Raw genomic sequence first — 26128 nt, 5'->3', positions numbered from 1 at the left:
TGGGAGGCCGACGGTGGTGAGCGGGCCGCTCTGACGGGGCATGCGGGGGTGGTTCGTCAGGTGGTGATCTCTCCCGACAGCACCTGGCTCGCCGCCTGCTCCGACGAGGGGGCGATCCGGATCTGGCAGTCGGAGCGCGCCCCGAGGCAGAGCCGCAGGGGGAGGACCGGGACGGTCCGCCAGGTGACGATCTCTCCCGAGGGGAGCTGGGTCGCCACCCACTCCGGTGACGGATCGGTGAAACTCTGGAACGAGGACAGGATAGAGGAGGCGACTCTCACCGTTCCCTTGGAAGACGGTCACCACGGCGTGGTCTCACCGGACAAGACGTGGCTCGCCGTCTGGTCCACCGATCACGTCGTGCGGATACGCGGGGCCGGTGGCCGCAGGCGAGCCATCCCGACGGGGCACGCCGGACGCCTGCGGGGGGTGGCGATCGCCCCCGACAGCACCTGGCTCGCGACCTGGTCGGCCGATCGGGCCGTACGACTGTGGGGTGCGGGCGGCAGCAGGAGGGCGGTGCTGAACGGTCACACCGGGCCGGTGCGCGAGGTGGTGATCGCTCCCGACAGCACCTGGCTCGCCACCTGCTCCGAAGACGGCACCGCCCGCGTGTGGTGGGCCGACGGCACCGAGCGCGCCGTCCTGGTCGCGAACATCAGGGCGACGGCACACCTCCTCGTCTCCCCGGACGGCGGCTGGCTCGCCACGCTGTCCATCTACGGGAAGATCCAGCTCTGGAAGCCGGACGGTGCCAGGTACGCCACGCTGAGAAGCAGGGTGGAGGCGATCGAGGAGATCACCGTGGCGCCGAACGGCAGGTGGTTCGCCATCTTCTCCGCCAACGGCACGGCCGGCCTGTGGGGAGCCGACGGCAAGTCGCGGGCCTCGCTCAAGGGATGCCCCGGCCCCGCCCGGGGGGTGACGATCGCCCCCGACGGCACCTGGCTCGCCGCCTGCTTCGACGACGGCGGCGCCCGCGTCTGGTCGGCGGGTGGCACGGAGCGGGCGAGGCTGTCCGGCGGCGAGGGAAGGATCCGCGCGGTGGCCATCTCGCCCGACAGCAACCTGCTCGCCACCTGCTCCGACGACGGCACCATCCGGGTGTGGGACAGGTACGGCGACTCGTTCGCCGCCGGGGCACGGGTCGAGGCGGGCCTCAACTGCCTCGCCTGGTTTCCCACCGGGTTCGCCATAGCCGTCGGCGGCGATCAGGGCCTGTACGGGTTCGACCTCTACCCCCCGCCCGGATAGCGGCCGGCGCGGCGTACCCGACGAGGGTGGACCCGCGACGCGGGACGCGGGGTGGGCCGCTCGCCCAGGAGTGTTCAGGGTCTGGACGCCTCCCGCCCGGAGACGTCGTTCCAGGTGATCCGCCTGTCGCGCTCGGCCTCTCGGCGGCGGTCGTAGAGTGGGCCGGTCCGCATGGCTTTTTGCGAATAGGTGGAAAATCATGGATGAGAAGTTGACGCTGATGGCCGTGCACGCCCATCCCGACGACGAGGTGATCAGCACCGGCGGGATCCTCGCCAGATACGCGGACGAGGGTGTCCGTACCGTATTGGTGACCTGCACGAACGGCGAGCAGGGCGACGGTCCCGGCGGGGTGAAGCCGGGGGAGGCCGGCCACGACGCGGAGGCGGTGAGAGCGTTGCGGCTGGAGGAGCTCCGCGAGTCGGCGACCCATCTGGGGATCTCCCACGTCGAGCTGCTCGGCTACCAGGACTCGGGCATGGTCGGCTGGGCGGCCAACGAGGCGCCGGACTCCTTTGCCAACGTGCCTTTCGAGCAGGCCGTCGGCAGGCTCGTCGAGCTGATGGAGCGCTATCGCCCGCAGGTCGTCGTCACCTACGACGAGAACGGCGGTTACGGCCACCCCGACCACATCCAGGCCCACCGGATCGCGGTGGCCGCCACCGAGGCGAGCGGCATTCCCCGCAAGCTCTACTACACCGCCGTGCCCCGGGAGCGGACGGCCGAACTGTTCGCGTATCTCCGCTCGATCGGCGCCGGTCCCGAGGACGTCGAGCTTCCCGACGACTTCGGCGTTCCCGAGGAGCAGATCACCGCCGTGGTCGACGTGTCCTCCCAGGTGGAGCGCAAGCGCAAGGCGCTGGAGGCGCACGCGAGCCAGGGCGACAGCATCTTCCTGCTGCGCATGCCCGCGGAGGCGCAGCACCAGGTGTTCGCGCAGGAGGCCTTCATTCGTCACATCAACCACGTTCCCGCCGCGGGCGATCGAGAGGACGACCTTTTCGACGGTCTCCGTTAGGGAGAGGGCCCCGGCAGGGGAGAGGTGACCTGTCGTGGAGCTCCCCCGGTTGCGCCGTGGGATACGGTGTCATACCGAAGTCGGGAAAAATCTGGTTCGCCGCTTCTTGTCGCCTTTACGATCTTTTCTCTGGTATGCAACTCTGCACACCCGGGGGAGTAGACGGTATGCGTGATCGACGGCTCCTCGCACTGGTCATCTCGGCGGCCACGATCCTCCTCTTCGGCGTGTACGCGGTGGTGGCCGCGCCGGGCGCCGTCGTTGCCTCACCGCCCTCGCCGGCCGGTGACCCCGACGTCAGGACGAACGCGGTACGGGCGGGGGAGTCGCCCAACCCGGTGCCCGCCTCACCGCCGGCGAACCTGGTCACGCTGACCCCGGCCACACCGAACCCGAACAGCGGTCCCGAGACGACCGCGACGAACTATCTCACCGCCTGGCAGGGGGGTGACCTCGCCGCGATGGAGGGCATGGTCGTCGACCCCCCGGCCGACTTCGGCCCGCGGCACCGCGGCTTCGACGGCGACCTGCGGATCTCCTCGCTCTCCCTCACCCCCGGCGACCTGCGTCACCGAGGTGAGGACGCGGCCGAGATGTCCTTCAACGGGGTACGGCAGGTCACGGGGCTGGGCGAGTGGCCGTTCGCCTCCGTCCTGCATTTGGAGTCGCGGTTCGGGGTGTGGAAGGTGCGCTGGACCCCCGAGACGATGCACCCCTCGCTCAAGAACGGTGGGAGCGTGCGGTTGGAGGAGACCGAGGTCCGGCGGCCGGCCACGGTGACCCGTGAGGGAGTGCCGTTCCCCCAGGACAGCAGGGCGGAGGACTACTTCACCGGGCTGGGCGACACGGCGGTCATCCTGAAAGTCCGGGAGGAGCCTTCCGGCCAGGTGCTGCGGGAGTCACCGCTCCCGCCGACCTCGGGGAAGAAGACCACGATCTCCCAGCCCGTGCAGGCGGCCGCGGCCCGTGCCCTGGACGGTGTCCCCCAGCCCGCCGCGATCGTGGCCGTGGACGTCGGGACGGGCCAGGTGCGAGCGGTGGCGGACACGCTGGACGGGCGGGAGGCGTTCAACGGGCTCTACCCGCCAGGCTCGACGTTCAAGGTCGTGACCGCCGCCGCGCTGCTTCGCGGTGGCCTCACCCCCGACTCCCAGGTCGCCTGCCCCGCCGGCTACACGATCCCCAACGGCAGGAGCTTCAGCGACTCCGACGGCGTCGACCACGGCGGCGTGGCCTTCACCACGGCCTTCGCGCTCTCGTGCAACACCACCTTCGCCCAGCAGGCGTACGAGCGGCTGCGCGACGGCCAGCTGCGCGCCGAGGCGGCCGACCGGTTCGGTTTCCGGGAGAAGCCGGGGCTGAGCTCCTGCCGGATCCAGCCGCCCGGAAACCCGGACGAGCTGGGCTCCGACGCCATCGGCCAGAACTCGGTGCAGGCGAGCCCGCTCTGCATGGCCGAGGTCGCCGCCGCGGTGGCGAGCGGTGTCTGGAAGCCCGCGATCACGACCGACGAGCCTCCCGCGGACTCGCCCGCCCCGGTGCCGCTGGACGAGGGGGTGGCCGCGGGGCTGCGGACGATGATGAGCGCCGTGGTCGCCCGGGGAACGGCCGCCCAGGCCGGGCTCCCGCCGGACACCGCGGGCAAGACCGGCACCGCCGAAGTCGCCGGCGGCGGGGACCACGCCTGGTTCATCGGCTACCGGGGTTCCCTCGCCTTCGCGGTCTTCATCCGGCACGGCGGTGCGGGAGGCAAGGTCGCGGCGCCGATCGCCGCGAGGTTCCTGAACGCCCTCTGAGGCGTTCCGGGTGGGGGAGACGGGCTACCGTACACAGGGTGTACGTGAAGATCTGCGGGCTGCGCGAGCCCGGACATGTGACGGCCGCCGTCGAGGCGGGGGCCGACGCCATCGGGTTCGTCCTCACCAGGAGCTCGCGGCGGGTCACCCCCGCGCGGGCGAGGGAGCTGGCCTCGGCGGTGCCCCCGCACGTGCTGACCGTCGGGGTCTTCGCCGGAGAGCCCTCCGAGGAGGTGAGGGTGGCCACCCTGGAGGCGGGACTGCGCGCCGTCCAGTTGCACGGTGACCACCCGCACGAGGACTTCACCGCGTTGAAGGACCTCGGCGTCACGCTGGTCCGCGCCGGGGCCGCGAGCACCGACCTGCGCTGCGGCGCCCTCGACGAGGACCTGCTCATCGTCGACGCGCCCAGGCCCGGTTCGGGGGAGCCGTGGGACTGGGCGGCCGTGCGCGGGCGCCCGGCGGGCCGCTGGATGCTGGCCGGGGGACTGGCCCCGTCGAACGTGGCCGAGGCGATCGTCGCCGCCCGGCCCTGGGGAGTCGACGTGTCGAGCGGTGTGGAGGTCGCGCCAGGGGTGAAGGACCCCGGCCTCATCAGGGACTTCATCACCGCCGCCCGCGGCGGCTGAGCCTCGCGGGCCCGCGTCCGGGGGCGGTCGTTGCCAAAGTCGTCAACCTTGTTTACTATATAGACAACCACGTTGACGATACCGCCGTGACGTGTGATCGCCGAACCCGTGTTCCGAGGGCTCGGAACACCCAGAGAGAAGGCTCCCGTGACCACTGACGTCCACCCCCTCTTCCCCACCCACACCGCCGAGAGCGCTCCGGCCGACGCCCGCTCCACCGTCGAGAACGTGAAGCGGAAATTCGGCTACGTCCCCGCGCCGGTCGGCCGGATGGCCACCTCCCCGCAGTTGCTCAAGGGATTCCTGGCGGCGAGCGCCACCTTCGAGCAGACCACCCTCGATCCGATCGACCGCGAGATCGTCGTCATGACGGTCGCCACCCGCAACGGCTGCCACGTCTGCGTGGCGATGCACACCGCCACACTGGTCAGGTTGGAGGCCCCGTCCGAGGTCGTCGAGGCGCTCCGTGCCGGGAAGCCGCTCCCGGACGGGCGCGCCGAGGCGCTCCGGTCGTTCACCCTCGCCGTCATGGACCATCACGGCGCGGTCGGCGACGAGGAGACGCGGGCGTTCCTCGACGCGGGCTACAGTGCGCAAAACGCCCTTGAGGTCGTCCTCGGCGTCGGCGCGTACACGATCTCGACCTTCGCCAACCGTCTGATCGACGCGCCCCTCGACCCGCCGTTCCACGCCTTCGCCTGGGACGGCGACGACAGATAGGGGCGACCGGTTCGCCCTCCGGGCTCTCTGGCCGTTGTCATATACCCCCTATGGGTATAAATTGAGGCTCTTGCCAGAGAGCTACGAGGAGGTCGTGATGTCCGAACCGGCACGGCACGCGAGTCACGCCGACGACGGGGCCGACCATGGATCCGGCCACGGGTCCGATCACGGGGCCGGCCACCACCCGCCGAAGGCCACCTGGCGGGTCGCCGCGTCGGCGACCCTGCACTGCCTCACCGGATGCGCCGTCGGCGAGGTGCTCGGCATGGTGATCGGCACGGCTCTGGGATGGCCGAACGTGTCCACCGTCGTCCTCTCCATCGTGCTGGCCTTCTTCTTCGGCTACGCCCTCACCCTGCTCGGGTTGCGCAGGGCCGGCGTCGACTGGCGCAAGGCCGTACGGCTGGCGCTGGCGGCCGACACCCTGTCCATCCTCGTCATGGAGATCGTCGACAACACCGTCATGATCGCGGTTCCCGGCGCGATGGACGCGGAACTCACCTCCGGCCTCTTCTGGGGCGCCCTCGCCTTCGCCCTCCTGGTGGCCTTCCTGGTCACCACGCCCATCAACAAGTGGATCATCGGCCGAGGCAGGGGACACGCCGTCGTCCACTCCTACCACCACTGAGGGGCCGTCTTCGACTCCGGCGCCACTCGGAACCGACGCGACCGCGCCGTACGCCGAGCAACGGGCTAAAGGGGGCGGCGAACTCCGATGACGGTGCTGAGATCACCTGCCAGGGGGCGGCAGCTTTCGCTCCGGTACGCGTCGGTGCCGAACAGGGACATGAGCGCATTATCGGGAAAAGCGTCGTCATGCGGACCGGTTCTCTGCAAATGATCGCTGCCCGCGCGTTCCACCTCGATGGGCGCGGGAACGAACACCGGATCAGCTGGACGACGTATCACCAGGTCGTGATGGTCTCGCCCGCGCCGATGGGCGGCTCCGCACCGGGTTCCAAGGACGTGACGCATGCATATCGATCTCACCGGCAAGACGGCGCTGGTCACCGGGTCCACCCAGGGCATCGGGGCCGCCATCGCCGTCGGTCTCGCGCGGGCGGGCGCGACGGTGGCCGTCAACGGCCGCACACCCGACAAGGTCCAGGCCGCCGGCGAGGCGCTGCGCGCGCAGGTCCCCGGTGCGGAGATCGTCCCGCTCGCGGCGGACCTCGCCAGCGAGGAGGGCGCGGAGCACGCGGTGGACCTCCTGCCGGAGGTCGACATCCTGGTCAACAACCTCGGGATCTTCGGAGCGAAGGACGCCCTGGAGATCACCGACGACGAGTGGCGCCGCTACTTCGAGGTGAACGTCCTGGCGGCGGTTCGCCTCACCCGCGCCTACCTGCCGGGGATGGTGGCACGCTCCTGGGGCCGCGTCCAGTACATCGCCAGCGACTCCGCGATCGTCACCCCCATCGAGATGATCCAGTACGGCATGTCCAAGACCGCGCTCCTGGCCGTCTCACGCGGCTTCGCGAAGAAGGCCGCGGGCAGTGGCGTCACCGTGAACTCCGTCATCGCCGGCCCCACCCACACCGGTGGCGTGGAGGAGTTCGTCTACGAGCTCGTCGACCGTGACCTGCCCTGGGAGGAGGCCCAGCGTGCCTTCATGCGAGAGCACCGCCCGCAGTCGCTCCTGCAACGGCTGATCGAGCCGGAGGAGATCGCCAACATGGTCGTCTACCTCAGCTCACCACAGGCCTCCGCCACCACGGGTGGTGCCCTGCGCGTCGACGGTGGATACGTCGACGCCATCATCCCCTGAGCGACGGCGAGCGATGCCCTCGCTCTTCCGGCGGACCGCCGACCGGCTGGCCGACGCCGCTCCCGGCTGGCTGGTCGAGACGGTCAGGCCCGCACCCGCGCCGCTGCGGTGGTGGCCGATGCTGCGCATGGCCGTGGCGGTGACCGGCCCGCTTCTCGTGGCACTCGTCTCCGGGAACGTCGTGGCCGGTCTGCTGCCCGCGATGGGCGCGACGAACGCCGGTCTGGCCGACCGGGGTGGCCCCTACCTGGTCAGGATCGCCAGAATGGGCGCGGCCGGTGTCGCGGGGGCGCTGGGATATCTCATCGGGGCCGCGGCCCACGGCCACGGCTGGTGGACGGTGCCGGTCGTGGTGGCGGTCGCCGTGCTGTCCGCGCTCGTCAGCACGAGCGGGGCGACGGGCTCGGCGGCCGGGCTGCAGCTGCTGGTGATGACCGTGATCGCCACCGGGGTGAAGCTGCCGGGGGCGCCGGGCGCGAACGCGCTGGCGTTCCTGCTGGGCGCGCTCTGGGTGATCGTGCTGGGGGTCGCCGACTGGCCGTTCCACCCCCGGGCGCCGGAGAGGGCCGCCGTGATCGCGGTCTACGAGGCTCTCGACAGGCTGTTCACCGATCACGACACTCTCGCGCTGAGGACGTTCGACACCACTCTCAAGAACGGCTACGACGTCGTGCTCGGCGCCCGCTCCCTGGCCGGAGGGCTGGACCCGGAGCGCACCCGCCTGGTCGCCCTGCTGAACCAGGCCTCGCTGATCCGCAACGCCCTGCTCTCGCTGCGCTACGAGGAACGCGGGCTGCCCGAGCCGCTCGTGCGGCCCGCCTCCGCCCCGGGGGCCGTCGCCGCATCGCTCGCCGGTGGCCCCGCGCCCCGGGTGCCGTCGTGTTCCTGCGAACGAGGCGACCCGCCCGTCACGCGCGCCCTGTGTCTCGCGGTGCGGGGGGCCGTCGAGCTGGTGTCCGGCGGTGAGGTCGCGAAGGACCAGCTGCCGTACGAACGGGTCGGCTACCGTTCCCGGCTCCGTGACGTGCTGGAGCAGATGTGGCGGGGCCACCTCGCCCGCGTCTACACGGTCAGGCTCGCGCTGTGCATGGGTGTGGCCACCACGCTCAGCGAGTTCGGCTGGTTCGAGCGGTCCTACTGGATGATGCTCACCGTCGCGTTGGTGCTCAAGCCCGACTTCGGGTCGGTGTTCGCCCGCGCCGTGCAGCGCGTGCTCGGCACCCTCGTGGGGACGCTGATCGGCACCCTCGTACTCGTCCTGGTGCCGTACGGCCCGCTGCTCCTGGCTCCCATCGCGGTGTGCGCGGCGCTCCTGCCCTACGGTCTGCAACGCAACTGGGGCCTGATGTCGGCCTTCCAGGCGCCGCTGGTGCTGCTCCTGGTGGACCTGCTCACCCGCGGGGGACCCGAGCTGGGGAGGATCCGGCTGGTGGACACGCTGGTCGGGTGCGTGATCGTCCTGGTATTGGGCTACCTGCCGTGGTCGTCGAGCTGGGAGGCGCCGGTCGGGCCGAGGTTCGCCGACGCGGTGACGGCCACCGCGAACTACCTGCGGCACGCGTTCGACGGCGGGCACGCAGGCGGGACGCGACTGCACCGCGGGGCGTACGACGCCCTGGCCGACCTGCGGACGGTCTTCCAGCGGGCGCTGTCCGAACCGCCGGTGATCAGCAGGCGTGTCACCACCTGGATGCCCGCGATGGCCGCGCTGGAACAGGTGGCCGACGCGACCGCCACCACCGTCGCGCGCACCGGGCGCGGCGCGCCGCCACCTCCGAAGGAGGCCGTCCGCGCCCTCGCGGACTCCCTGGAGAAGATCGCCCAGGATGTCCGCGAGGGGCGCGAACCGGCCGGTCCCGGGCCCGATGACGAGGAGAGCCTGGAGCGGGTCGCCTCCGCCGTCCGCTGCCTGCGCGACACGGTCTCCGGACACCACTGACCGGTCCCGGGCCGCGCGAAGGCCGCGGGTCTCGCGGGACTACAGGAAGAGGCTCAGGATCAGGACGAAGACCAGGCCGGCCACCGAGATGACCGTCTCCATCACCGACCAGGTCTTGATGTTCTGGCCCACGGTGAGCCCGAAGTACTCCTTGACCAGCCAGAAGCCCGCGTCGTTGACGTGGGAGAAGAACAGCGAACCCGCGCCGATGGCGAGCACGAGCAGCGAGGTCTCCCCGACGCTGAGGTTGGCGACCAGCGGGGCGAGGATCCCCGAGGCCGTGACGGTCGCGACGGTCGCCGAGCCCGTGGCCAGCCGGATGAGCACGGCGACCAGCCAGGCGAGCAGCAGCACCGACAGGCCGCTGTTCTCCACCCACGTGGCGATGAGGTCGCCGATCCCGGTGTCGATCAGCGTCTGCTTGAAACCACCGCCCGCGGCGACGATCAGCAGGATGCCCGCGATCGGCGGCAGCGACTGCTCCAGGGACTTCGCGACCGCCTTCCTGTCCATTCCGGCGCCGAGGCCCAGGGTGAACATCGCGACGAGGACGGCGATGAGCAGCGCCACCAGCGGCGTACCGAGGAAGTCGAGCACGGTGCGCAGGACGTTGCCCTCGGCGAGGAGGATGTCGGCGAGGGCCTTGCCCATCATCAGCACGACCGGCAGCAGCACGGTGGCGAGCGTGACGCCGAACGACGGGCGCCGGGTGTCCTCCGCCGAGGGCCGGGCCTCGTAGAGCTCCGGCGCCGGTACGTCCACCCAGCGGGCCGCGTACTTGGCGAACAGCGGCCCCGCGATGGCGACCGTCGGAATGGCGACGAGCACGCCCAGGCCCAGCGTGATGCCGAGGTCGGCGTTGAGCGCGTCGATGGCGACCAGCGGGCCAGGGTGCGGGGGAACGAGCCCGTGCATCACGGAAAGGCCCGCGAGCGCGGGTATGCCGACCCGGATCAGGGAGAGGTCGGAGCGGCGCGAGACCAGGAAGATGACCGGCATCAGCAGGACGAGGCCGATCTCGAAGAACATCGGCAGGCCGATCAGCGCGCCCACCGCGGCCATCGCCCAGGGCAGGGATCGGGGGTTGGACCGGCCGACGATCGTGTCCACGATCTCGTCGGCCCCGCCGGAGTCGGCGAGCAGCTTGCCGAACATCGCGCCGAGCGCGATGAGCGTGCCGACACCGGCCGCGGTGCTGCCGAACCCGTCGCTGAAGGCGGCGATGGTGTCGGTCATCGCGAGGCCCGCGACGGCTCCGACCGCGAGCGAGCCGAGGGTGAGGCTCAGGAAGGGGTGGAGCTTGAAGTACGTGATCAGTACGACGATCAGCGCGATGCCGACGAGCGCCGCCGGGATGAGTCTTCCGGGGGAGGTGTCGGCGGGCGCGGCGAGGGTGGTGAGGAGGGGGCTCACCTCGGGCTCCCGGCCTCGTCGTCCGGGTCTGAGGTCCGGGACGCGGCCGGGGCGGTGGAGTCGGCGGGGGGCGGGTTCGTTTCCGTTCCGGGGGCGGACGTCGTCTGGGCGGTCGCGGCGAGGTAGGCGTCCACGAGTTCGTCCACGGAGGCGGAGAAGTCGAGGACGATCCCCTGCTCGTCGGGCTCCAGGGGCTCCAGCGTCTTGAACTGCGACTCGACCAGCGAGGTGGGCATGAAGTGCCCCGGGCGGCCGGCCACTCTGCGGCGTACGGCGTCCACCTCGCCGTGGAGGTGGACGAAGCTCACCGTCGGCGCGGCCTCGCGCAGGATGTCGCGGTAGCTCCGTTTGAGCGCTGAGCAGCTCGCCACACCGCCGGTGGCGGCGTGCTCGCTGAGCCAGGTGCCGATCGCGCGCAGCCAGGGCAGCCGGTCCTCGTCGTCGAGGGGGATCCCGTCCGACATCTTGGCGATGTTGGCCTCGCTGTGGAAGTCGTCGGCGTCGGCGAACGGCACCCGTAGCCGCTGGCCGAGGGCGGCGCCCACGGTGGTCTTGCCGGAACCGGTCACCCCCATGACGACGATCAGTGCGGCGCCGGGGGGCGGTGAGGCGGGGTCGTGAGCGGGGTTCATGGAGACGACCTCCCATGTCGATCTTCGTTGATCTTCGCGACGGCCTGGCCGGATGAGTGGTGCGCGATCCGGGGTCGGCGTTACAAAAACATCCTTTTGTGGAGATATGTCACTGTTTATCGCAGTTGGTTGCTGCGGGAGGCAACGAGCGGACGACTATGGGACTGCACCGGAGCGTCCTGAATAAACCCGGTTCGGGGGCCGTGTCTGACGATCTCCGCTGAATCTTCTCGCCGGTCGGGCGCCCAGGCTTGGGCACTCCGCCCCCTGGCGGGGGCGCGGGAGGGCTCTCCGTGACGCGCCGCGCCATCGAGGGGGCGCGATCCGGCCCCCACAGGGGACGTACGGGGCGACGTACCGGCAATCGGAGCACCGAAGCCGGTGCGTACCGAGAGGCCGGAAGGACGCAAACGACAAAAGGCCGGAGAAGGACTTGTCAGGGCTTGCGGGCGACACCGCAGAACTGGGACACCTCAGGAGAATCGCCCCACGGGGTGCGTTCCGAACGCCAGCGTGAACAGGAGACCACGCCGGGCTCCAGGAGTTCCAGGCCGTCGAAGAACGAGGCGACATGATGGCGGTCGCGGGCCACGATCGGGGTGCCGCCCCGCTCCATGAACTGTCGCATCGCCTCGTGCATCGCCTCGCCGTGAACCTCGGCGGTGGCGTGCGCGATCACCAGGTGGCTGCCCGAGGGGACGGCGTCGACCAGTTCCCTCACGACCTTTCCCGCCTCCTCGTCATCGGTGAGGTGGTGCAGGATTCCCAGCAGCATCAGCGCGACGGGCCTGGTGAGGTCGAGGGTCTCCGCCGCCGCCCGCAGGATGTGCTGGGGGTCGCGCAGGTCGGCGTCGATGTAGTCGGTGGCACCCTCTGAGTTGCCGACGAGCAGTGCGCGGGCGTGAACCAGGACCAGCGGATCGTTGTCGACGTAGACGACCCTGGACTCCGGGGCGATCCGCTGAGCCACCTCGTGCGTGTTGTCGGCGGTGGGAAGGCCCGTGCCGATGTCGAGGAACTGGCGAATCCCGGCCTCGGCGACGAGATATTGCACGCAGCGGCCGAGGAACGCCCGGTCGGCACGCGCCGAGTCGACGATGCCGGGGATGAGTTGCTCGACCATGTCCCCGGCCTCGCGGTCGGCGGGATAGTTGTCCTTTCCGCCCAGCCAGTAATTCCAGATACGGGCCGAATGTGGCCGACCGGCATCGAGCTCCACGGGCTGCCAGCCGGATTCGCGAGAGGTGCTCATGGGGGTCAGGTCCGTTCATGAGGAATTCGCATCGAATGAGACAGGAGGTAGTTGATCACAATGGTGATGTTCACGGCAAATCTCCCAGGGATCATAGCGGTCACCGAGGTGATCCACACGATTCCGGAACGCGGGTGACCGGAAGGTGGACGGCACCCTCGCGGCGTCCTCGCTGAGACGGAAACGCGACGATCGTGGGCGGGAATTCGCTCGTCGCGGAACGTGTGCCCGTTTCTGCCGGGCCTCGTCGCGAGGTCCCGTTCTCTCACCGCGGAGGTGCAGGATATCCGGGGAGAATACGCCGATGTCGCGATCGTTAAAAAGCTTATGACTTTATTGAGGTTTCCCTAGGACGAATGCGTAGGCCAGGCGGACCAAGGGGGGGAGGCGTTGATTCGCCGGCAGCCGACCGGTGAGCGCGCCGCCGCCCGAGTCGCGAACACGCCGCGAACACGGAATCGGCCCGCGCCTCCCCGTACCGCCGCATCGCATTCCCTGTCACATCCGGGCTACTGTCCTGGTCAGAGGGTGCGTGTCGATTTCCCGCCGATCCGTTCGACGCGTAGCCGAGGACCGGCGAGGATCGGTCACCTGACCACCCGAAGGAGATACGGCAATGCGATTTCTGATGACGACCAGGGGCAGCGACGACATGGCACCCCCGACCGAGGCGATGCACGCCGAGATGGCCGCCTTCGTCCAGGAGATGATCCAGGCGGGAGTGGTGCTCGCGACCGGTGGCCTGGACCCGGCCGGCACCCACATCTCCTCCTCCGCCGGGGAGATCACCGTCACCGACGGGCCGTTCACCGAGGCGAAGGAGGCGATCGTCAGCTTCGCGCTCGTCGAGGTGCGCTCCAAGGAGGAGGCGATCGAGTTGTCCCGGCGCTTCTGGAAGATCGTCGGCGACGGCGAGGGAGACATCCAGCAGGTCTTCGGCCCGGAGGACTGATCGGATGCTTGCGTACCCGGCCGGGCGAATGCTCTGATCGAGCGCGTGATGTCCGGGGACGCCCACCGCGCGGTCGACGCGGTCTGGAAAATGGAGTCGGCGAGGATCGTCGCCGGGCTCGTCCGGATGGTGGGCGACGTGGGGATGGCCGAGGAGCTCGCGCAGGACGCGCTCCTGGCCGCCCTCGAACAGTGGCCGGGGGCCGGCGTCCCGGACAATCCGGGCGCCTGGCTCATGGCCGTCGCCAAGCGCCGCGCCGTCGACCACCTGCGCCGGGAGAAGCGGCTCGACCTCAGGCACGAGGAGCTCGCCCACGACCTCGCCACCCGGCAGGACACCGCCGGGGCCGACGTCGACGCGGCCCTCGACGACGAGGTGCGTGACGACGTCCTGCGCCTGATGTTCGTCTCCTGCCACCCGGCACTGCCCGCCGAGTCCCGGGTGGCTCTGACGTTGCGACTGCTCGGGGGCCTGCGCACCGACGAGATCGCGCGTGCCTTCCTCGTCTCGGAATCGACCGTCGCGCAGCGCGTCGTCCGGGCCAAGCGCACCCTCGCCGCCCTCCGGATCCCGTTCGAGGTCCCGGAGGGTCCGGACCGGGCGGCGCGCCTGTCGTCGGTCCTCGAGGTCGTCTACCTGGTGTTCAACGAGGGGTACGCGGCGAGCGCCGGTGACGACTGGATGCGCCAGGACCTCTGCCAGGAGGCGCTGCGCCTCGGCCGCCTGCTGGCCGCACTCGCGCCGGGCGAGGCGGAGGCGCACGGCCTGGTCGCGCTGATGGAGCTCCAGGCATCGCGATCGGCGGCCAGGACGGGGCCGTCGGGAGAGCCCGTCGCGCTGCACGAGCAGAATCGCGGACGCTGGGACCGGCTCCTCATCGACCGGGGGATCGCGGCCCTGCTGCGCGCCAGGCGCTGTGAGGCGCCTCTCGGCCCGTACGTGCTGCAGGCCGCCATCGCCGTATGTCACGCGCAGGCCCGTACGGCCGAGGAGACCGACTGGCGGCAGATCGCCGCCCTGTACGCGGCGCTCGTCCGGGTGCTGCCCACTCCGGTCGTGCAGCTCAACCGCGCGGTCGCGCTGGCGATGGCCCACGGTCCCGAAGCGGGTCTGGCGCTCGCCGACACGCTCGTCGGAGCACCCGCGCTCAAGGGCTACCACCGCCTGCCCAGCGTGCGCGGCGACCTGCTGGCCAGGCTCGGCCGCCACGAGGAGGCGCGGCGGGAGTTCGAACGCGCCGCGGCCCTCACCCTCAACGTGCCGGAACGCACGATCCTCACGCGACGCGCCGCGGCCTGCGCCGACATCGCCGCACGGAGAACACCCGGAACGGTGGGCTCGCAGGGGGCGGCCGGCACCCCGGCCGGGACATCGGGAGGAGCCGGGCAGAAAGCGGGCCTCACACTGGCCGAGGCCGCCATCGCCTTCCTCGCCCGTGGCGACCTGGACGCCGCGACCGTCCGCTCCTACCGTCAGACCATGAACCGGCTGCGCCGAGATCTCGGAGACGACATCCCGCTGTCGGACGTGAGCTCCGCGCGGGTCGCGGAGGTCTTCACCGACGCATGGGGCAACGCGGCCCCCGCCACGTGGAACCGCCACCGCGGGGCCGTCCGCTCCTTCGGCACCTGGATCGCCGCCCGGGGCACACCGGTCGGTGGGCCGGGGGACGGCCCGGAGTGGGGCCCGCTCGACGGGCCGGATCGCAGGCCGGCCGGTCAGGCGGGCAGCGGGCAGTCCGGCGACCTGACCGGCGGTGTGCCCCGCGACCTGGCCGCCGCGCTCGGGCGCAGGCCCGAGCCCAGGGGGCGCACCCGTCCCATCGACAGGCCGCACATCGAGGCGCTCTGGGAGCGCCCGGACATCGCCCCGCGCGAACGCGCCCTGTGGTCGCTGCTGTACGAGAGCGGGGCCGGGGCGGGCCCGGCGCTCTCGCTCAACGTCGAGGATCTCGACCTGGCGGGGATGCGCGGCAAGGTGACCACCGGGTCCGGCTGGATCCACTGGCGTTCCGGCACCGCCGAACTCATCCCCGCCCTCGTCGCGGGCCGGCGCCGGGGCCCGCTGTTCCTGTCCGACCGCAGACCCGGCCCCGGCCGGCCTCCCGCACCCGCCGACCTGTGCCCGGAGACCGGTCGCCGCAGGCTCTCCTACGAACGGGCCGAATACCTGTTCAAGCGGGCCACCGGCTACACCCTCAACCAGCTCAGGACCCGATAGGGCTCCGTCCGCGCTCCGTCGCCGTCAGCTCCAGGGCAGTGCGCCGCGCCGTGCCCAGTAGCCTTCGGGGTCTTCCTCCAGGTCGGCGAGCCGCTCGTCCAGCTCCGCGTCCCACTCGATCTCGGCCGCGCCGAGGTTGTCGCGCAGCTGCCCGGCCGAGACCGCGCCGCTCAGCACCACGCCCGCCCACGGCCTGGCGAGTACGGCCGCCAGCGCGAGCGCGTCCGGCGTGGTGTCCCGCTCACGCGCGACGGCCGCGAGCGCGGCGGGTGCCGCGCGAGCGGTCAGCCGGCCGTTCGCCACGCCCTCCTTGACGATCACCCCCATTCCCGCCTCGTGCGCCCGCCCGAGCGCCTCGCCGGCCGAGCGTTCCAGCAGGTTCCACGTCGACTGCACCGTGTCGAAAAGCCCGGCCCCGATCGCCCGCTCGATCGTGTCCGCCTGGCGCGGCCCGCTCGTCGACAGCCCGACCGCGACCCCTTCCGCCCGCAGCGCGCGCAGACCGTCGAGCACGCCCTCGTCGTCGAGCACCCCGCTCTCGATCGTGGCCGAGTGGATCTGGTAGAGCGACAGGTGCTCACCGAGCAGCGCGCGCGTCTGTTCCAGCTGGGCGCGGAGCCGGTCGGCGGTGAGTTCCTTCACCTCGTGCCGCTCGGCGTCCAGCCGCCAGTCGCCGACGTAGGCGTATCCCCACTTCGAGCCGACCACGACGCCTCCCGGGGCGATCCCGCGCTCGCGCAGCCACCCGGCGAGGAACTCCTCGGCCCGCCCGTACGAGCGCGCCGTGTCGAGATAGCGCACGCCCGCCGCCCACGCGGCGTCGAGCACGGCCCAGGTGCGTGACCGCATCGTGGTGACGTCCCGTCCTTCGCCGAGGTCCTCGGCGCGGCCGAGCGTGATGTAGGCGGGACGGCCGAGGGCCGCCAGGCCCAGGCCGAGCGGCGTCACGGACAGGGAGGTCTGGCCCAGAGGGCGTCGGACCAGCGCGTTCATTGCACCCAATATAGCGACCACGGCGCTCGGGGGCTTTCGGAGCGTTCGGGCACGGGGAGTCCACGATCTCCGGCATGCCGCCCCGAACCGCGGCGCACCGGGTCATCGGCCGCCGTCTCCATCGCACCGTGTCGCACCGGCGGCGGTTGTCATCGCCGAGGCCGCCCACGGCTTTATATATCGAAATGGTGTTATATCTTCTTTTTTCCCTTGTGGAGGTTTAGTTGCTTATTGAAAGTCTGTCATCCCGTGGAGTGGGGGAGTCTTGGCCTGCTTTCTTTGAAAATCATACGATTTCTAGACTTATAAGGATGTGGGGCCAAAGGCGGAAAACAGTCGGCTCCACAGGGATACGGGGAAATGCTTCGGCCGGAATTTCACTGCGGCGACAGTAGCCGAAGGATAGTGTGTGCGATTGTGAAACTGGTGGTGCTGGTGAAGCTCCTGCCGACGCCCGAGCAGGCGACGGCGCTGGAGGCGACCCTGCGCGCGGTCAACACGGCCGCCTGCCAGGTCTCCCGCCACGCCCACGAGCGGCGCACGTTTCGCAACTACGACCTGCGCAAGCACACCTACACGCAGATCAAGGACGAGTACGGGCTGGCCGCCCAGGCCGCGCAGCACGTCATCAAGAAGGTCGCCGACGCCTACGCCACCCTGCACGCCAACCTCCGAGCCGGGAACCTGGGCAAGGTGGGCTCTGCCCGCCGGGCACGGGCCGAATCCACGCCGATCGTCTTTCGCGCCGATGCCGCCCAGCCGTTCGACGACCGCTGCCTGTCCTGGCAGCTCGACGCGCGGACGGTGTCGATCTGGTCGGTGGCCGGCAGGCTGAAGAACCTTCGGTTCACCGCGTCCGCCCAACAGCTCAAGACCCTGTCGGCCCACCGCAGGGGCGAGTCCGATCTCACCTACCGCGACGGCATGTGGTTCCTGATCGCGACCTGCGAGGTGCCCGCCCCCCACGTCAAGGACCCGGACTCCTTCCTGGGCGTGGATCTGGGCATCGTCAACCTCGCCACCACCAGCGACGGCACCCGTCACTGCGGCAAAGCGCTGAACGCGGTCAGGCACCGCCGGCGCGAGCTACGCCGCCGCCTGCAGTCCAAGCGCACCAAGTCCGCCAAGCGGCTGCTCAAGCAGTGCCGTCGCAAAGAAGCGCGGTTCGCCGCCAACACCAACCATGTCATCGCCAAGCAGATCGTGACCGAGGCAGAACGCACCGGCTCCGGTATCGCCCTGGAAGACCTCCAGGGCATCCGGGATCGGGTACGGCTTCGCAAGCCCCAGCGGGTCACGCTGCATTCCTGGAGCTTCCACCAGCTGGGGAGCTTCATCGGCTACAAGGCGGCCCGGGCCGGGGTCGCCGTCATCCACGTCGATCCGGCTTTCACCTCCCAGCAGTGCTCCTCGTGTGGGCAGGTGGACCGCAGGAACCGGCTCGATCAAGCCTCTTTCTCGTGTACGTCGTGCGGCTTCGCTGAGCACGCGGACGTCAACGCAGCCCGCAACATCGCCGCACGCGGTGAGACGGGCTGGGCAGTGAGTCACGCTGCCTGACGCGGACCGGACCGTCGAAGCCATCGACGGCGAGGAGCTGCAAGCTCGGCCGTTTACGGCCGAGAAGCTGACCGTCTTCAGGCTGCCGATGGGCGGCTACTCGCTCGCCAACCCGCCCAACACCCCGGCGGTCCAGGCGCTCTTCGACGACGATTCGCCCGAGCGCGACGCCCACGGCGTCCTCGCCTCCGCCGGGGAGCGTCACGTGTGGGCCGGTGACCGTGACGCCAACGTCGCGGAGGTCTTCGACGGGGCGAGCGGCGCCCACGTCGGCACCGTCGACCTCGTCTCGCCGTTCAGCGCGGATCCGACGGTCGATCTCTTCGCCGTCTCCCCGGACCACAAGTGGGCCTTCGCCTCAACGCGGGGGCCGAACCCGCTCTCCGGGGACCCGCACTCCTCCCACGGGAGCGACCCGGGGATGCTCATCCTCAAACTGACCGGCAACGGTAAGAAGGGCACGGTCGAGGGCCTGATCCGGATCTCCAACGTGGACGCGGGCGGTGTCCAGCGGGCCGACGCCCACGGCATCCGCGTGCGGCGTACGGACTGACCGGGCCCGAGCGGCTCCTCGGCACGGTGTCGCCGGACGGCCCGGGAGGACGCTCCCGGGGCGGGGCGTACGCCATCGTGCTCGCGAGCTGTCACGCGCGGGAGGGGCCGAGCCGGGGGGTGGACGTACGCCATCATGCGCGCGAACTCTCACGCGCGGGAGCTGTTCCTCGCCCTGTTTTCCCTTTCCCCGGAATTTCCTCGGAACCGCTCTCCCTCGGAACCGCTCTCCCTCAGGACCGTTCCGCGCGCCCCGGCCTGTTCTCCGATGACGGCGGCGCGACGCACTCGTGGCCGGCGCCTCCCCGGTCGACGATGTCCTCGTACACCCCGACCTTGTGGTTGATCAGGTCCAGGCAGCGGGAGAGCTGGTCGATCTGGGCGGTCACCCGCTCCCGGTGCAGGCACAGGAGGGCGAGCCGCTCCTCCTCGTTTCCGTCTCCCCGCCTCACCATCTCCGTGTACTGGCGGATCGCGGGCAGGGGCATGCCGGAGGCGCGGAGAATGACGCAGAGGGTGAGCCACTCCACGTCGTCCTCGCCGTAGACGCGGCGCCCGCCGGGGTCACGCCGGACGGGATTGGCCAGGATGCCCTCGCGCTCGTAGAAACGCAGCGCGTGAACGCTCAACCCCGTGCGCTCGGCGACCTGCCCGATGCTCAGACCCGTTGTGCCCATGCCGACCAGAATACGGACTTGACCTAGAGTCGACTCTAGATCCTACGATGCGGGGCGTCGCGACACCACGTCCGGAACGACCATCAAGGGAGCACGACCCATGCGTTATCGCGTCCTCGGCGGCACCGGTATCGAGGTGAGCGTCCACTGCCTCGGAGCCATGATGTTCGGCGCCGTCGGCAACCCCGACCACGACGACTGTGTCCGCATCATCCACGCCGCCCTCGACCAGGGCGTCAACTTCGTCGACACCGCGGACATGTACTCCGCCGGAGAGTCCGAGGAGATCGTGGGAAAGGCGCTCAAGGGGCGCCGTGACGACGTCGTGCTCGCCACCAAGGTGCACTTCCGGATGGGGAAGGGCCCCAACCGGAGCGGCAACTCGCGGCGCTGGATCATCAAGGAGGTCGAGGAGAGCCTCCGGCGGCTGGGAACCGACTGGATCGACCTCTACCAGGTCCACCGCCCCGACCACTCGACCGACATCGAGGAGACGCTCTCCGCGCTGAGCGACCTCGTGCACCAGGGGAAGATCCGCGCCTTCGGCTGCTCGACCTTCCCGGCCGAGGAGATCGTCGAGGCGCACAACGTCGCCGAGCGCCGCGGGCTGCAGCGCTTCAGGACCGAGCAGCCGCCCTACTCGCTGATCGCCCGGGGAGTCGAGGCCGCCGTCCTGCCGGTCTGCCTGCGTTACGGGATGGGGGTGCTGACCTGGAGCCCGCTCGCCTCGGGGTTCCTCACCGGCAAGTACCGGAAGGGGCAGCCCGTCGACCTCTCCACCGGCCGCGCCTCGCTCACGCCCGCCCGTTTCGACCCCTCGATCCCCGAGAACGCCGCCAAGCTCGACGTCGTCGAGAAGCTCGTCGAGCTCGCGACGGACATCGGCTGCTCGCTCCCCGAGCTCGCCGTGGCCTTCGCCGCGGCGCATCCCGCCGTCACCTCGGTGATCACCGGGCCGCGGACCATGGACCAGCTGGAGGGGCTGCTGAAGGGCGCCTCGCTCACCCTCGACGACGCGACCCTCGACCGGATCGACGAGATCGTGCCGCCGGGGACGAACCTGTACCAGCCCGACGGAGCCTGGCGCCCGCCCTCGCTGACCGACACCGCGCGGCGGCGGCGCCCGCTCACGGAACGCGCCGCGGGTTAGCCCCGGACGCGCCCGGGACGCGCCCGGGGCGCACCGCTATTGACACGGCAAGGCCGCCGAGCAGTTCAAGACCGAGACGGGCATCGCCGTCACCATTGCTGCGCCGGATCGTCTGGCCGCTGCTGACGCCCCTCACCAACGGCCTCGTGGGAACCGTCAAGGGGTGATCCCTCCCGGGCAGGGCGGCCCACCGCACCGGAGTGGGCCGTCCTGCCCGGGGGAGCCCCGGGGAGTTCAGAGCCGGGTGAGGCGTACGGCGTCGGCGACGATCAGTCCCGTGCCGGAGGTCCAGCGGCTCACCCCGACGGCGTTGTACGTCCCGGCCTTCAGGGCGAACGTCCCGATGCTCCGCCAGGCGCCGCCCCCGGCGCGCTGGTCCACGTAGACCGTCTTGCTGCCGGAGGAGGTGGCGACGATGTACGGGGCGGATACGTTGTGGCCGGGGGCGGCCGGATACCAGACCTCGACCTGGTAGGTGGCCGCGGCGGGGACGGTGAACCGGTACCAGGCGACGTCACTGGAGGTCACCGGCGTGGTCTGGCGGTGGTCGGGGCCGTGGCGCCCGGCCGCCTGGGTGGAGGTGGTCCAGTTCGCGCTCGCGGTGAACGCGCCGGCGGTGGAGTTGTCGACGGTCGCCGACCAGGGCGCGGTGTCCCCGGTGACGTAGCGCATGTACTTGGCCCAGTCCCAGTGGGAGCCGGGGTCGGTGTGCGTGGCGCCGGGAACCTGCTTGTGCCCGATGATGTGCGAGCGGTCCTTGGGAATGCCGTACTTGTCGCAGAGGGCGCGGGTCAGGGCCGCCGAGGCGCGGTACATCGCGTCGGTGAACCAGGAGGCGTTGTTGACGAACCCCTCGTGCTCGATCCCGATCGACCTGGCGTTGTACGAGCTGTTCCCCGCGTGCCAGGCGACGTCCTTGTCGCGGACCATCTGGGTGACGTCACCGTCGGAGGAACGGACGACGTAGTGCGCGGAGACCTTCGCGGCGGGGTTCTGGAACCAGGAGATCGTGCCCGCGTATGCCCCCTGGGTGACGTGGATGACGACTCGATCGATCTTTGAGCTTTTCGGCCTGTTCGCGACGGCCCGGTTGCCGGCGTGGGCGGCCACCCAGCTCGCGGCGGGGTAGTCGGGGCTCGGGGCCTTGGCGGCGAGTTCCCGCACGCCCTCGTAGGCGCCGCGATCCACCTGCAGTTCCACGGCCGCGACCGTGACGACCTCGCCGCCCGCGACGCCTGCCACAAGGCCCTTGCCGAGGAGGTCGTAGACGGTGTCGGCGTACAGCCTGGCCGTCTCCGAACCGGAGGCGTTGCCGTACCTGGCCACGGCCGGGTACCACAGTCCGGCGTCCTTCCTGGCGCCTGCGTCGAGGCCGAGCGCGTCGGCGTAGGAGCGCAGCACCGCGGCGCCGCCGAGGATGTTGGCCGCGTCGTCCCTCTTCAGGGTCGCCGCCGGTGTGCCGGTCAGCTCGGCCGCGCGTTCCAGGACGCGTACGGCGGGGGTGCTGAGAAGGTGCATCACCCCGTACCCGCCGCTCGCGCTCGGCTCGCCGCCGTGCCCGTCGAGGTGCGTCTCCGCGTACGCGAGGGCGACGAGCAGGTCGCGTGGCACGTCGTAGCCGGCGGAGGCTCGGGCGAAGGCGTCCGCCAGGGGGCCCGCGGACCGGGCGCTCGCCGCCTGGGCGGGCGCGAGGAGCAGGAAGGCGAGAACGGCGGACAGGATCGCGGCTGACCGGCGGTGCGGGCGCGGCCGGGCGTTCTGCACGGAGTCTCCTCAGGAATCGGGGGTCCGGGTCCCCTTCGGACACCGGCTGATTCGGCACCGTAAAGCAGAAACGCGACAAGTGTAAATAATTAACACTTCTTTGTTTGTTTCAGACAAATCCCTTCTTTCATCTGATAGGTCGATATATGTGCAGGTGAAGAAGGGGGTCAGTGGGCCGCCAGCCGGTTCGCCTCGTCCTTGGTGATGGCGTACGAGGCCGCGCAGAAGGTGCACTGCATCCCGTATCTCGTCCGTACCGGAAACAGCGGGACGAAGAACAGGCTGAACTTGGTGACCCGACGCGACAGCACCTGCGCCGCCGTGTTGCCGCAGTTGCGACAGGTCAGGGTTACCACCCCGAGCCGATGGGCCACCGTACGCAGACCGAAGATGAGCATCATCCAGACATACCCGGTACGAGCGCGCTATGCCTCCCCGTGTCACCCGACGGAGTCTGCCGGGCGCTCAGGCCCGGCAGACTCCCTGTCCCGCCTCCTCACCCCTTGTCCGCGCCCTCGTTGGCGCCCCGGATGAAGTAACGCTGGAAGATCACGAAGATGATCGCGACCGGGATGGTGGCGAGCACCGCCGCGCCGAGTTTGAGCGGATACTGGCTGCCTTTTCCGAGAGAGCCGCTGACCAGGTCGGCGAGGCCCCGCGGCAGGGTGAACAGGCTGGGATCCTGGACGGCCACCAGGGTGTGCGGGAACTCGTTCCAGCTGCTCTGGAAGGAGATTATCGTCAGGGTGATCACGGCGGGCCGCCCCATCGGCAGCACCACCGACCAGAAGGTGCGGAAACGGCCCGCGCCGTCGATCCGCGCCGCCTCCTCCACGCTCACCGGTATCGACTCGAAGAACTGCTTCATGATGAAGACCCCGGCCGCGTCCGCGATGATCGGCAGGATCAGCGCGGTGTAGCTGTCGTAGATGCCGAGCTGGTTCAGCACCAGGAACTTCGGGATGAACAGCACCACCCCGGGGACCGCCATGATCGCGACGATGGAGGTGAAGAGCGCCTTGCGTCCCCGGAAGCGCAGCCGGGCGAGCGCGTATCCGGCGAGGGAGTCGAAGAACACCCGGCCGACGGTGATGACGACGGTCACCAGCAGCGAGTTGCCCAGCCACAGCGGCATGCCGGTGTCGACGAACACCCGCTCGAAGCCTGCCAGCGTCGCCGGGTCGGGGATCGGCGAGAGCGGGTTCGCCGCGGCGTCGGGCTCGGTCTTGAACGAGTTGGCGACCTGGATGACGAACGGGTAGAGGAAGACCAGCGAGAAGAAGACCAGGACGGCGTACCCGCTGAAGGTGGAGAACAGCGAGCGGAGCACACCCGTCCTCCCCGGATCCTCGGCGCGGGCGGGAGGGGTTCTGGCCGCGGACATCATGCCCTCCTTCGGTGCGGCGCGCGGCGTTTCGCGACCCCGCCGCTCCCGGCGTCCCTGTCGCGCATGACCCACCGCTGGAACGCCGCCAGCACCACGATGAGCACGAAGAGAACGAACGAGATGGCGGCGCCGGAGCCGTAGTCGAGCTCCTTGAAAGCCGTCTGGTACGACAGGAAGGCCGGGGTCAGGGTGGTCTTCGCGGGTTTGCCCTGGCTCATCACGTACACCTGGTCGAAGACCTGCCAGGTGGCGATCAGGCCGAGGGTGAGGACGAGGAACAGGGTCGGCTTGAGCATCGGCAGCGTCACGTAGCGCAGGCGCTGACGGGAGGTGGCGCCGTCCAGCTTGCTCGCCTCCTCCAGGGTCACCGGGATGTCCTGGAGCGCGGCGAGGAACATCAGCATGAACGTGCCCGAGGTGGTCCAGACGACCAGGATGATGATCGTGCACATGGCCACGCTGGGACCGGACAGCCAGTCCCACCACGAGAGCCCGAACGGGCCGCCGCCGGTGAGCGCCTCGGGAGGTGCCTCCGGGTCGACGAGGCCGACGGAGCCCAGCAGCAGGTGCAGTACGCCCCGCGCGTCGGAGAACCACGGGGGCCCGCTCACGCCGGCGAACGCGAGCAGCCTGTTGACCGCTCCGGAGTTGCTGAAGATGAACAGGAACAGGACGCTGATCGCCACCGAGCTGGTCACCGAGGGAAAGAAGAAGGCGGTGCGGAAGAAGGTCTTTCCCCTCAGCATCCGGCGGTTGACGATCAACGCCAGGCCGAGTGCGAGGATCGTCTGGGCGGGCACCACGATCAGCACGTAGTAGAAGTTGTTGCGAAGGCTCGTCATGAAGTTCAGGCGGGTCAGGTTGTCCCGCGCGAACAGCTCGGTGTAGTTGTCCACGCCGACGAACGGCACCTGCGCCCGGAACGGGCTGCCCTGCCCGTTCCAGTCGGTGAGGCTCACCCACAGTGCCATCAGGATCGGCAGCAGCATGAAAAGGGTGAGGATCACCACCACCGGCGCCACGAAGAGCCAGCCCGCGATGTTCTCCCTGGTCCTGTCACCAAGGCGGCGCGCGGGTCGCCGTGATGCGGTCGTTGTCTCGGCCACGTAAGTCTCCCTCATGCCCGGTGCGCGGCCCCGGCCCTGTCCCGGGCCGGGGCCGCGCACCGATCTGACTCAGTCGCCGAGCGCGGCCTGGGTGTTCTTCTGCAGGTTCGCCAGGATCTTCTTGGGGTCACCCGCGGGCAGCTGCTGGATCGCGGTGTCGAAGTCGGCGAGCACGCTGTCCATCTTGGGGGCGTTGACCGGACCCTGGGCGTACTCGGCGCCGTCAACGAACGGCGCGTCGTCGGGGAAGGCCTGGGTGAAGGCGTCCTTGGCCGACTGGCGCGAGGGCATCACGCCGAACGCCTTGGCGAAGGTCATCTGCTGGTCGGCCTTGGTCATCGCCTCGACGAAGGCGATCGCCTGCTCCTTGTATCTGCTCTTGGCGGCGATGCCCCAGCAGGTGGTGAAGGACAGGGTGCCCTTGCCCTTGGGGCCGGCCGGCAACTCGTGGGCGCTGTACTTGACGTCCGGGTAGTCGGCCTTCATCGCGCCCTTGATCCAGTTGCCCTCGATGGTCATCACGGCCTTGGCCTTGCCGAAGGCCTCGCCGCCCCAGCCGGCGTCAACCTGCTTGGGGAACTGGGCGAGCTTGTCCTTCAGCAGACCCCGTACGTAGTTCAGGGCCTCGACGTTCTCGGGGGTGTCGGCGGTCGCCTTCTTGCCGTCGGGGCTCACGATCCAGCCGCCGGCCTCCACCATGAACGCGCCGAGCCGGTCGCGGGTGTCGCCGATGACGAGCGGTGTGACGTCCGGAACCTTCTCCTTGAGCTTCCTGGAGACCGAGGTGAGCTGCTCCCAGGTGGTCGGCACGTCGGCGTCGGTGAGCCCGGCCTTCTTCCACAGGTCGTCGTTGACGATCAGCGCCAGCGTGGAGAAGTCCTTGGGCACGCAGTAGAAGGTGCCGTCGTAGGTGAACGTCTCGCGCAGGCTCGGGTAGAAGTCGGCCGCCTCGGAGATCTTGTCCGCGTACGGCTCCAGGGCTCCGACGCTCGCGTAGTCGGCGAAGCGCGCGGCGTCGACGTAGAACACGTCCGGCGGGTTGCTCCCGGCGAAGGCCTGACCGAGCTGCTGGGTCAGGTCCTGGGCGGGGGTGATCGTCGCGGTGTTGCCCGAGGAGGCCGACCACGCCTGGGCGGCCTCGCGCAACGCGTTCGTCTCCGCGTCGCCGGAGGAGCCGAAGAGCACCTGCAGGTTGGCGGGCCCGCTGCTCTGCGGGGCGCTGCTCTGCCCGGCGGAGTCGTCGAAACCACTGCCGCAGGCGGCCGTGGTGGCGAGGGCGCCCGCGGCGAGCGCGGCGAGCGCCGCGCTCCGGAGGCCGTGTCGCTTGGTCGGCTGTTTCATCG

General features: G+C 70.3%; 22 protein-coding genes and 1 pseudogene. 13 read left to right on the top strand and 10 right to left on the bottom strand.

From position 1 onward, the window contains the following. The 8 genes from ACFY3V_RS29220 to ACFY3V_RS29185 all read left to right on the top strand — a co-directional run. Positions 1-1254 (top strand): WD40 repeat domain-containing protein (locus ACFY3V_RS29220; RefSeq protein ID WP_389777992.1); only part of this gene is annotated, 1254 nt, incomplete at its 5' end. Positions 1255-1453: 199 nt separating this feature from the next. Continuing rightward, positions 1454-2272 carry a PIG-L family deacetylase gene (locus ACFY3V_RS29215; protein ID WP_350949079.1) on the top strand — a complete coding sequence of 273 codons (819 nt, stop codon included), beginning with the start codon at positions 1454-1456 and terminating at the stop codon, positions 2270-2272. A gap of 167 nt (positions 2273-2439) precedes the next feature. After that, on the top strand, positions 2440-4068 hold the full coding sequence (locus tag ACFY3V_RS29210) for a penicillin-binding transpeptidase domain-containing protein (protein WP_362903174.1): 1629 nt from the start codon (positions 2440-2442) through the stop codon (positions 4066-4068). A gap of 38 nt (positions 4069-4106) precedes the next feature. Continuing rightward, the gene (locus ACFY3V_RS29205) at positions 4107-4697 is read left to right on the top strand and encodes a phosphoribosylanthranilate isomerase (protein ID WP_389777989.1); all 591 of its coding nucleotides are present in this window, start codon (positions 4107-4109) and stop codon (positions 4695-4697) included. A 147-nt stretch (positions 4698-4844) separates the two neighbouring features. Continuing rightward, positions 4845-5417 (top strand): carboxymuconolactone decarboxylase family protein, encoded by a 573-nt coding sequence (locus ACFY3V_RS29200; RefSeq protein ID WP_362903178.1) that lies wholly within the window; start codon positions 4845-4847, stop codon positions 5415-5417. A gap of 70 nt (positions 5418-5487) precedes the next feature. Beyond that, a complete protein-coding gene (locus tag ACFY3V_RS29195) occupies positions 5488-6048 on the top strand; it encodes a DUF4396 domain-containing protein (RefSeq protein ID WP_389777987.1) in 561 nt (186 codons plus the stop codon). Positions 6049-6393: 345 nt separating this feature from the next. Then, positions 6394-7188: an SDR family oxidoreductase gene (locus ACFY3V_RS29190; protein ID WP_362903184.1), complete on the top strand. Its 795-nt coding sequence runs from the start codon at positions 6394-6396 to the stop codon at positions 7186-7188. Positions 7189-7201: 13 nt separating this feature from the next. After that, positions 7202-9127 (top strand): FUSC family protein, encoded by a 1926-nt coding sequence (locus ACFY3V_RS29185; protein ID WP_362903186.1) that lies wholly within the window; start codon positions 7202-7204, stop codon positions 9125-9127. Positions 9128-9166: 39 nt separating this feature from the next. On the opposite strand, the gene ACFY3V_RS29180 is transcribed toward ACFY3V_RS29185, so the two are convergent. The 3 genes from ACFY3V_RS29180 to ACFY3V_RS29170 form a co-directional block, all read right to left on the bottom strand. Continuing rightward, complete coding sequence (locus ACFY3V_RS29180) at positions 9167-10540, bottom strand: GntP family permease (protein WP_389777984.1); 1374 nt, start codon at positions 10538-10540, stop codon at positions 9167-9169. Next, complete coding sequence (locus ACFY3V_RS29175) at positions 10537-11172, bottom strand: gluconokinase (RefSeq protein ID WP_362903190.1); 636 nt, start codon at positions 11170-11172, stop codon at positions 10537-10539. The genes ACFY3V_RS29180 and ACFY3V_RS29175 overlap by 4 nt, the downstream gene beginning before the upstream one ends. Positions 11173-11608: 436 nt before the next feature. Continuing rightward, a complete protein-coding gene (locus ACFY3V_RS29170) occupies positions 11609-12424 on the bottom strand; it encodes an SAM-dependent methyltransferase (RefSeq protein WP_350949070.1) in 816 nt (271 codons plus the stop codon). 616 nt (positions 12425-13040) lie between these two features. On the opposite strand from ACFY3V_RS29170, the gene ACFY3V_RS29165 reads away from it, so the two are divergent. Both ACFY3V_RS29165 and ACFY3V_RS29160 read left to right on the top strand, forming a co-directional pair. Next, entirely contained in the window at positions 13041-13376 is a 336-nt protein-coding gene (locus ACFY3V_RS29165; RefSeq protein WP_362903193.1) for a YciI family protein, read from the top strand. Positions 13377-13424: 48 nt separating this feature from the next. Then, positions 13425-14681: pseudogene (locus ACFY3V_RS29160) on the top strand (RNA polymerase sigma factor); the annotation flags it as partial. 939 nt (positions 14682-15620) lie between these two features. Here the strand turns inward: ACFY3V_RS29160 and ACFY3V_RS29155 are convergent. Next, the gene (locus tag ACFY3V_RS29155) at positions 15621-16589 is read right to left on the bottom strand and encodes an aldo/keto reductase (protein ID WP_389777981.1); all 969 of its coding nucleotides are present in this window, start codon (positions 16587-16589) and stop codon (positions 15621-15623) included. Positions 16590-17006: 417 nt separating this feature from the next. On the opposite strand from ACFY3V_RS29155, the gene ACFY3V_RS29150 reads away from it, so the two are divergent. Next, positions 17007-18149 (top strand): RNA-guided endonuclease InsQ/TnpB family protein, encoded by a 1143-nt coding sequence (locus ACFY3V_RS29150; RefSeq protein WP_389777979.1) that lies wholly within the window; start codon positions 17007-17009, stop codon positions 18147-18149. An 88-nt stretch (positions 18150-18237) separates the two neighbouring features. Next, positions 18238-18702, top strand: coding sequence for a hypothetical protein (locus ACFY3V_RS29145; RefSeq protein WP_389777977.1), 465 nt, complete (start codon positions 18238-18240; stop codon positions 18700-18702). Positions 18703-18934: 232 nt separating this feature from the next. Here the strand turns inward: ACFY3V_RS29145 and ACFY3V_RS29140 are convergent, their stop codons facing one another. Then, positions 18935-19378: a MerR family transcriptional regulator gene (locus ACFY3V_RS29140; protein WP_389777975.1), complete on the bottom strand. Its 444-nt coding sequence runs from the start codon at positions 19376-19378 to the stop codon at positions 18935-18937. 100 nt (positions 19379-19478) lie between these two features. Between ACFY3V_RS29140 and ACFY3V_RS29135 the strand changes: the two genes are divergently transcribed. After that, on the top strand, positions 19479-20528 hold the full coding sequence (locus tag ACFY3V_RS29135) for an aldo/keto reductase (RefSeq protein ID WP_350949064.1): 1050 nt from the start codon (positions 19479-19481) through the stop codon (positions 20526-20528). A 234-nt stretch (positions 20529-20762) separates the two neighbouring features. On the opposite strand, the gene ACFY3V_RS29130 is transcribed toward ACFY3V_RS29135, so the two are convergent. From ACFY3V_RS29130 to ACFY3V_RS29110, 5 genes are all read right to left on the bottom strand, one after another. Further along, a complete protein-coding gene (locus ACFY3V_RS29130; protein ID WP_389777972.1) occupies positions 20763-22292 on the bottom strand; it encodes an N-acetylmuramoyl-L-alanine amidase in 1530 nt (509 codons plus the stop codon). Positions 22293-22459: 167 nt separating this feature from the next. Then, positions 22460-22690: a zinc-ribbon domain-containing protein gene (locus ACFY3V_RS29125; RefSeq protein ID WP_389777970.1), complete on the bottom strand. Its 231-nt coding sequence runs from the start codon at positions 22688-22690 to the stop codon at positions 22460-22462. Between the two features lie 98 nt (positions 22691-22788). Further along, positions 22789-23676 (bottom strand): carbohydrate ABC transporter permease, encoded by an 888-nt coding sequence (locus tag ACFY3V_RS29120; RefSeq protein ID WP_362903206.1) that lies wholly within the window; start codon positions 23674-23676, stop codon positions 22789-22791. Continuing rightward, on the bottom strand, positions 23676-24785 hold the full coding sequence (locus tag ACFY3V_RS29115; protein ID WP_389777968.1) for a carbohydrate ABC transporter permease: 1110 nt from the start codon (positions 24783-24785) through the stop codon (positions 23676-23678). The genes ACFY3V_RS29120 and ACFY3V_RS29115 overlap by 1 nt, the downstream gene beginning before the upstream one ends. A gap of 69 nt (positions 24786-24854) precedes the next feature. Continuing rightward, complete coding sequence (locus tag ACFY3V_RS29110) at positions 24855-26126, bottom strand: extracellular solute-binding protein (RefSeq protein ID WP_350949059.1); 1272 nt, start codon at positions 26124-26126, stop codon at positions 24855-24857. Positions 26127-26128 lie beyond the last annotated feature (2 nt).

Origin of the sequence: Streptosporangium sp. NPDC000095 (assembly GCF_042899335.1) — a bacterium.
Lineage (GTDB): Bacteria > Actinomycetota > Actinomycetes > Streptosporangiales > Streptosporangiaceae > Streptosporangium.
Note: the sequence above shows the minus strand (reverse complement) of the source record. Positions and strands in the feature narration are given on the sequence as shown.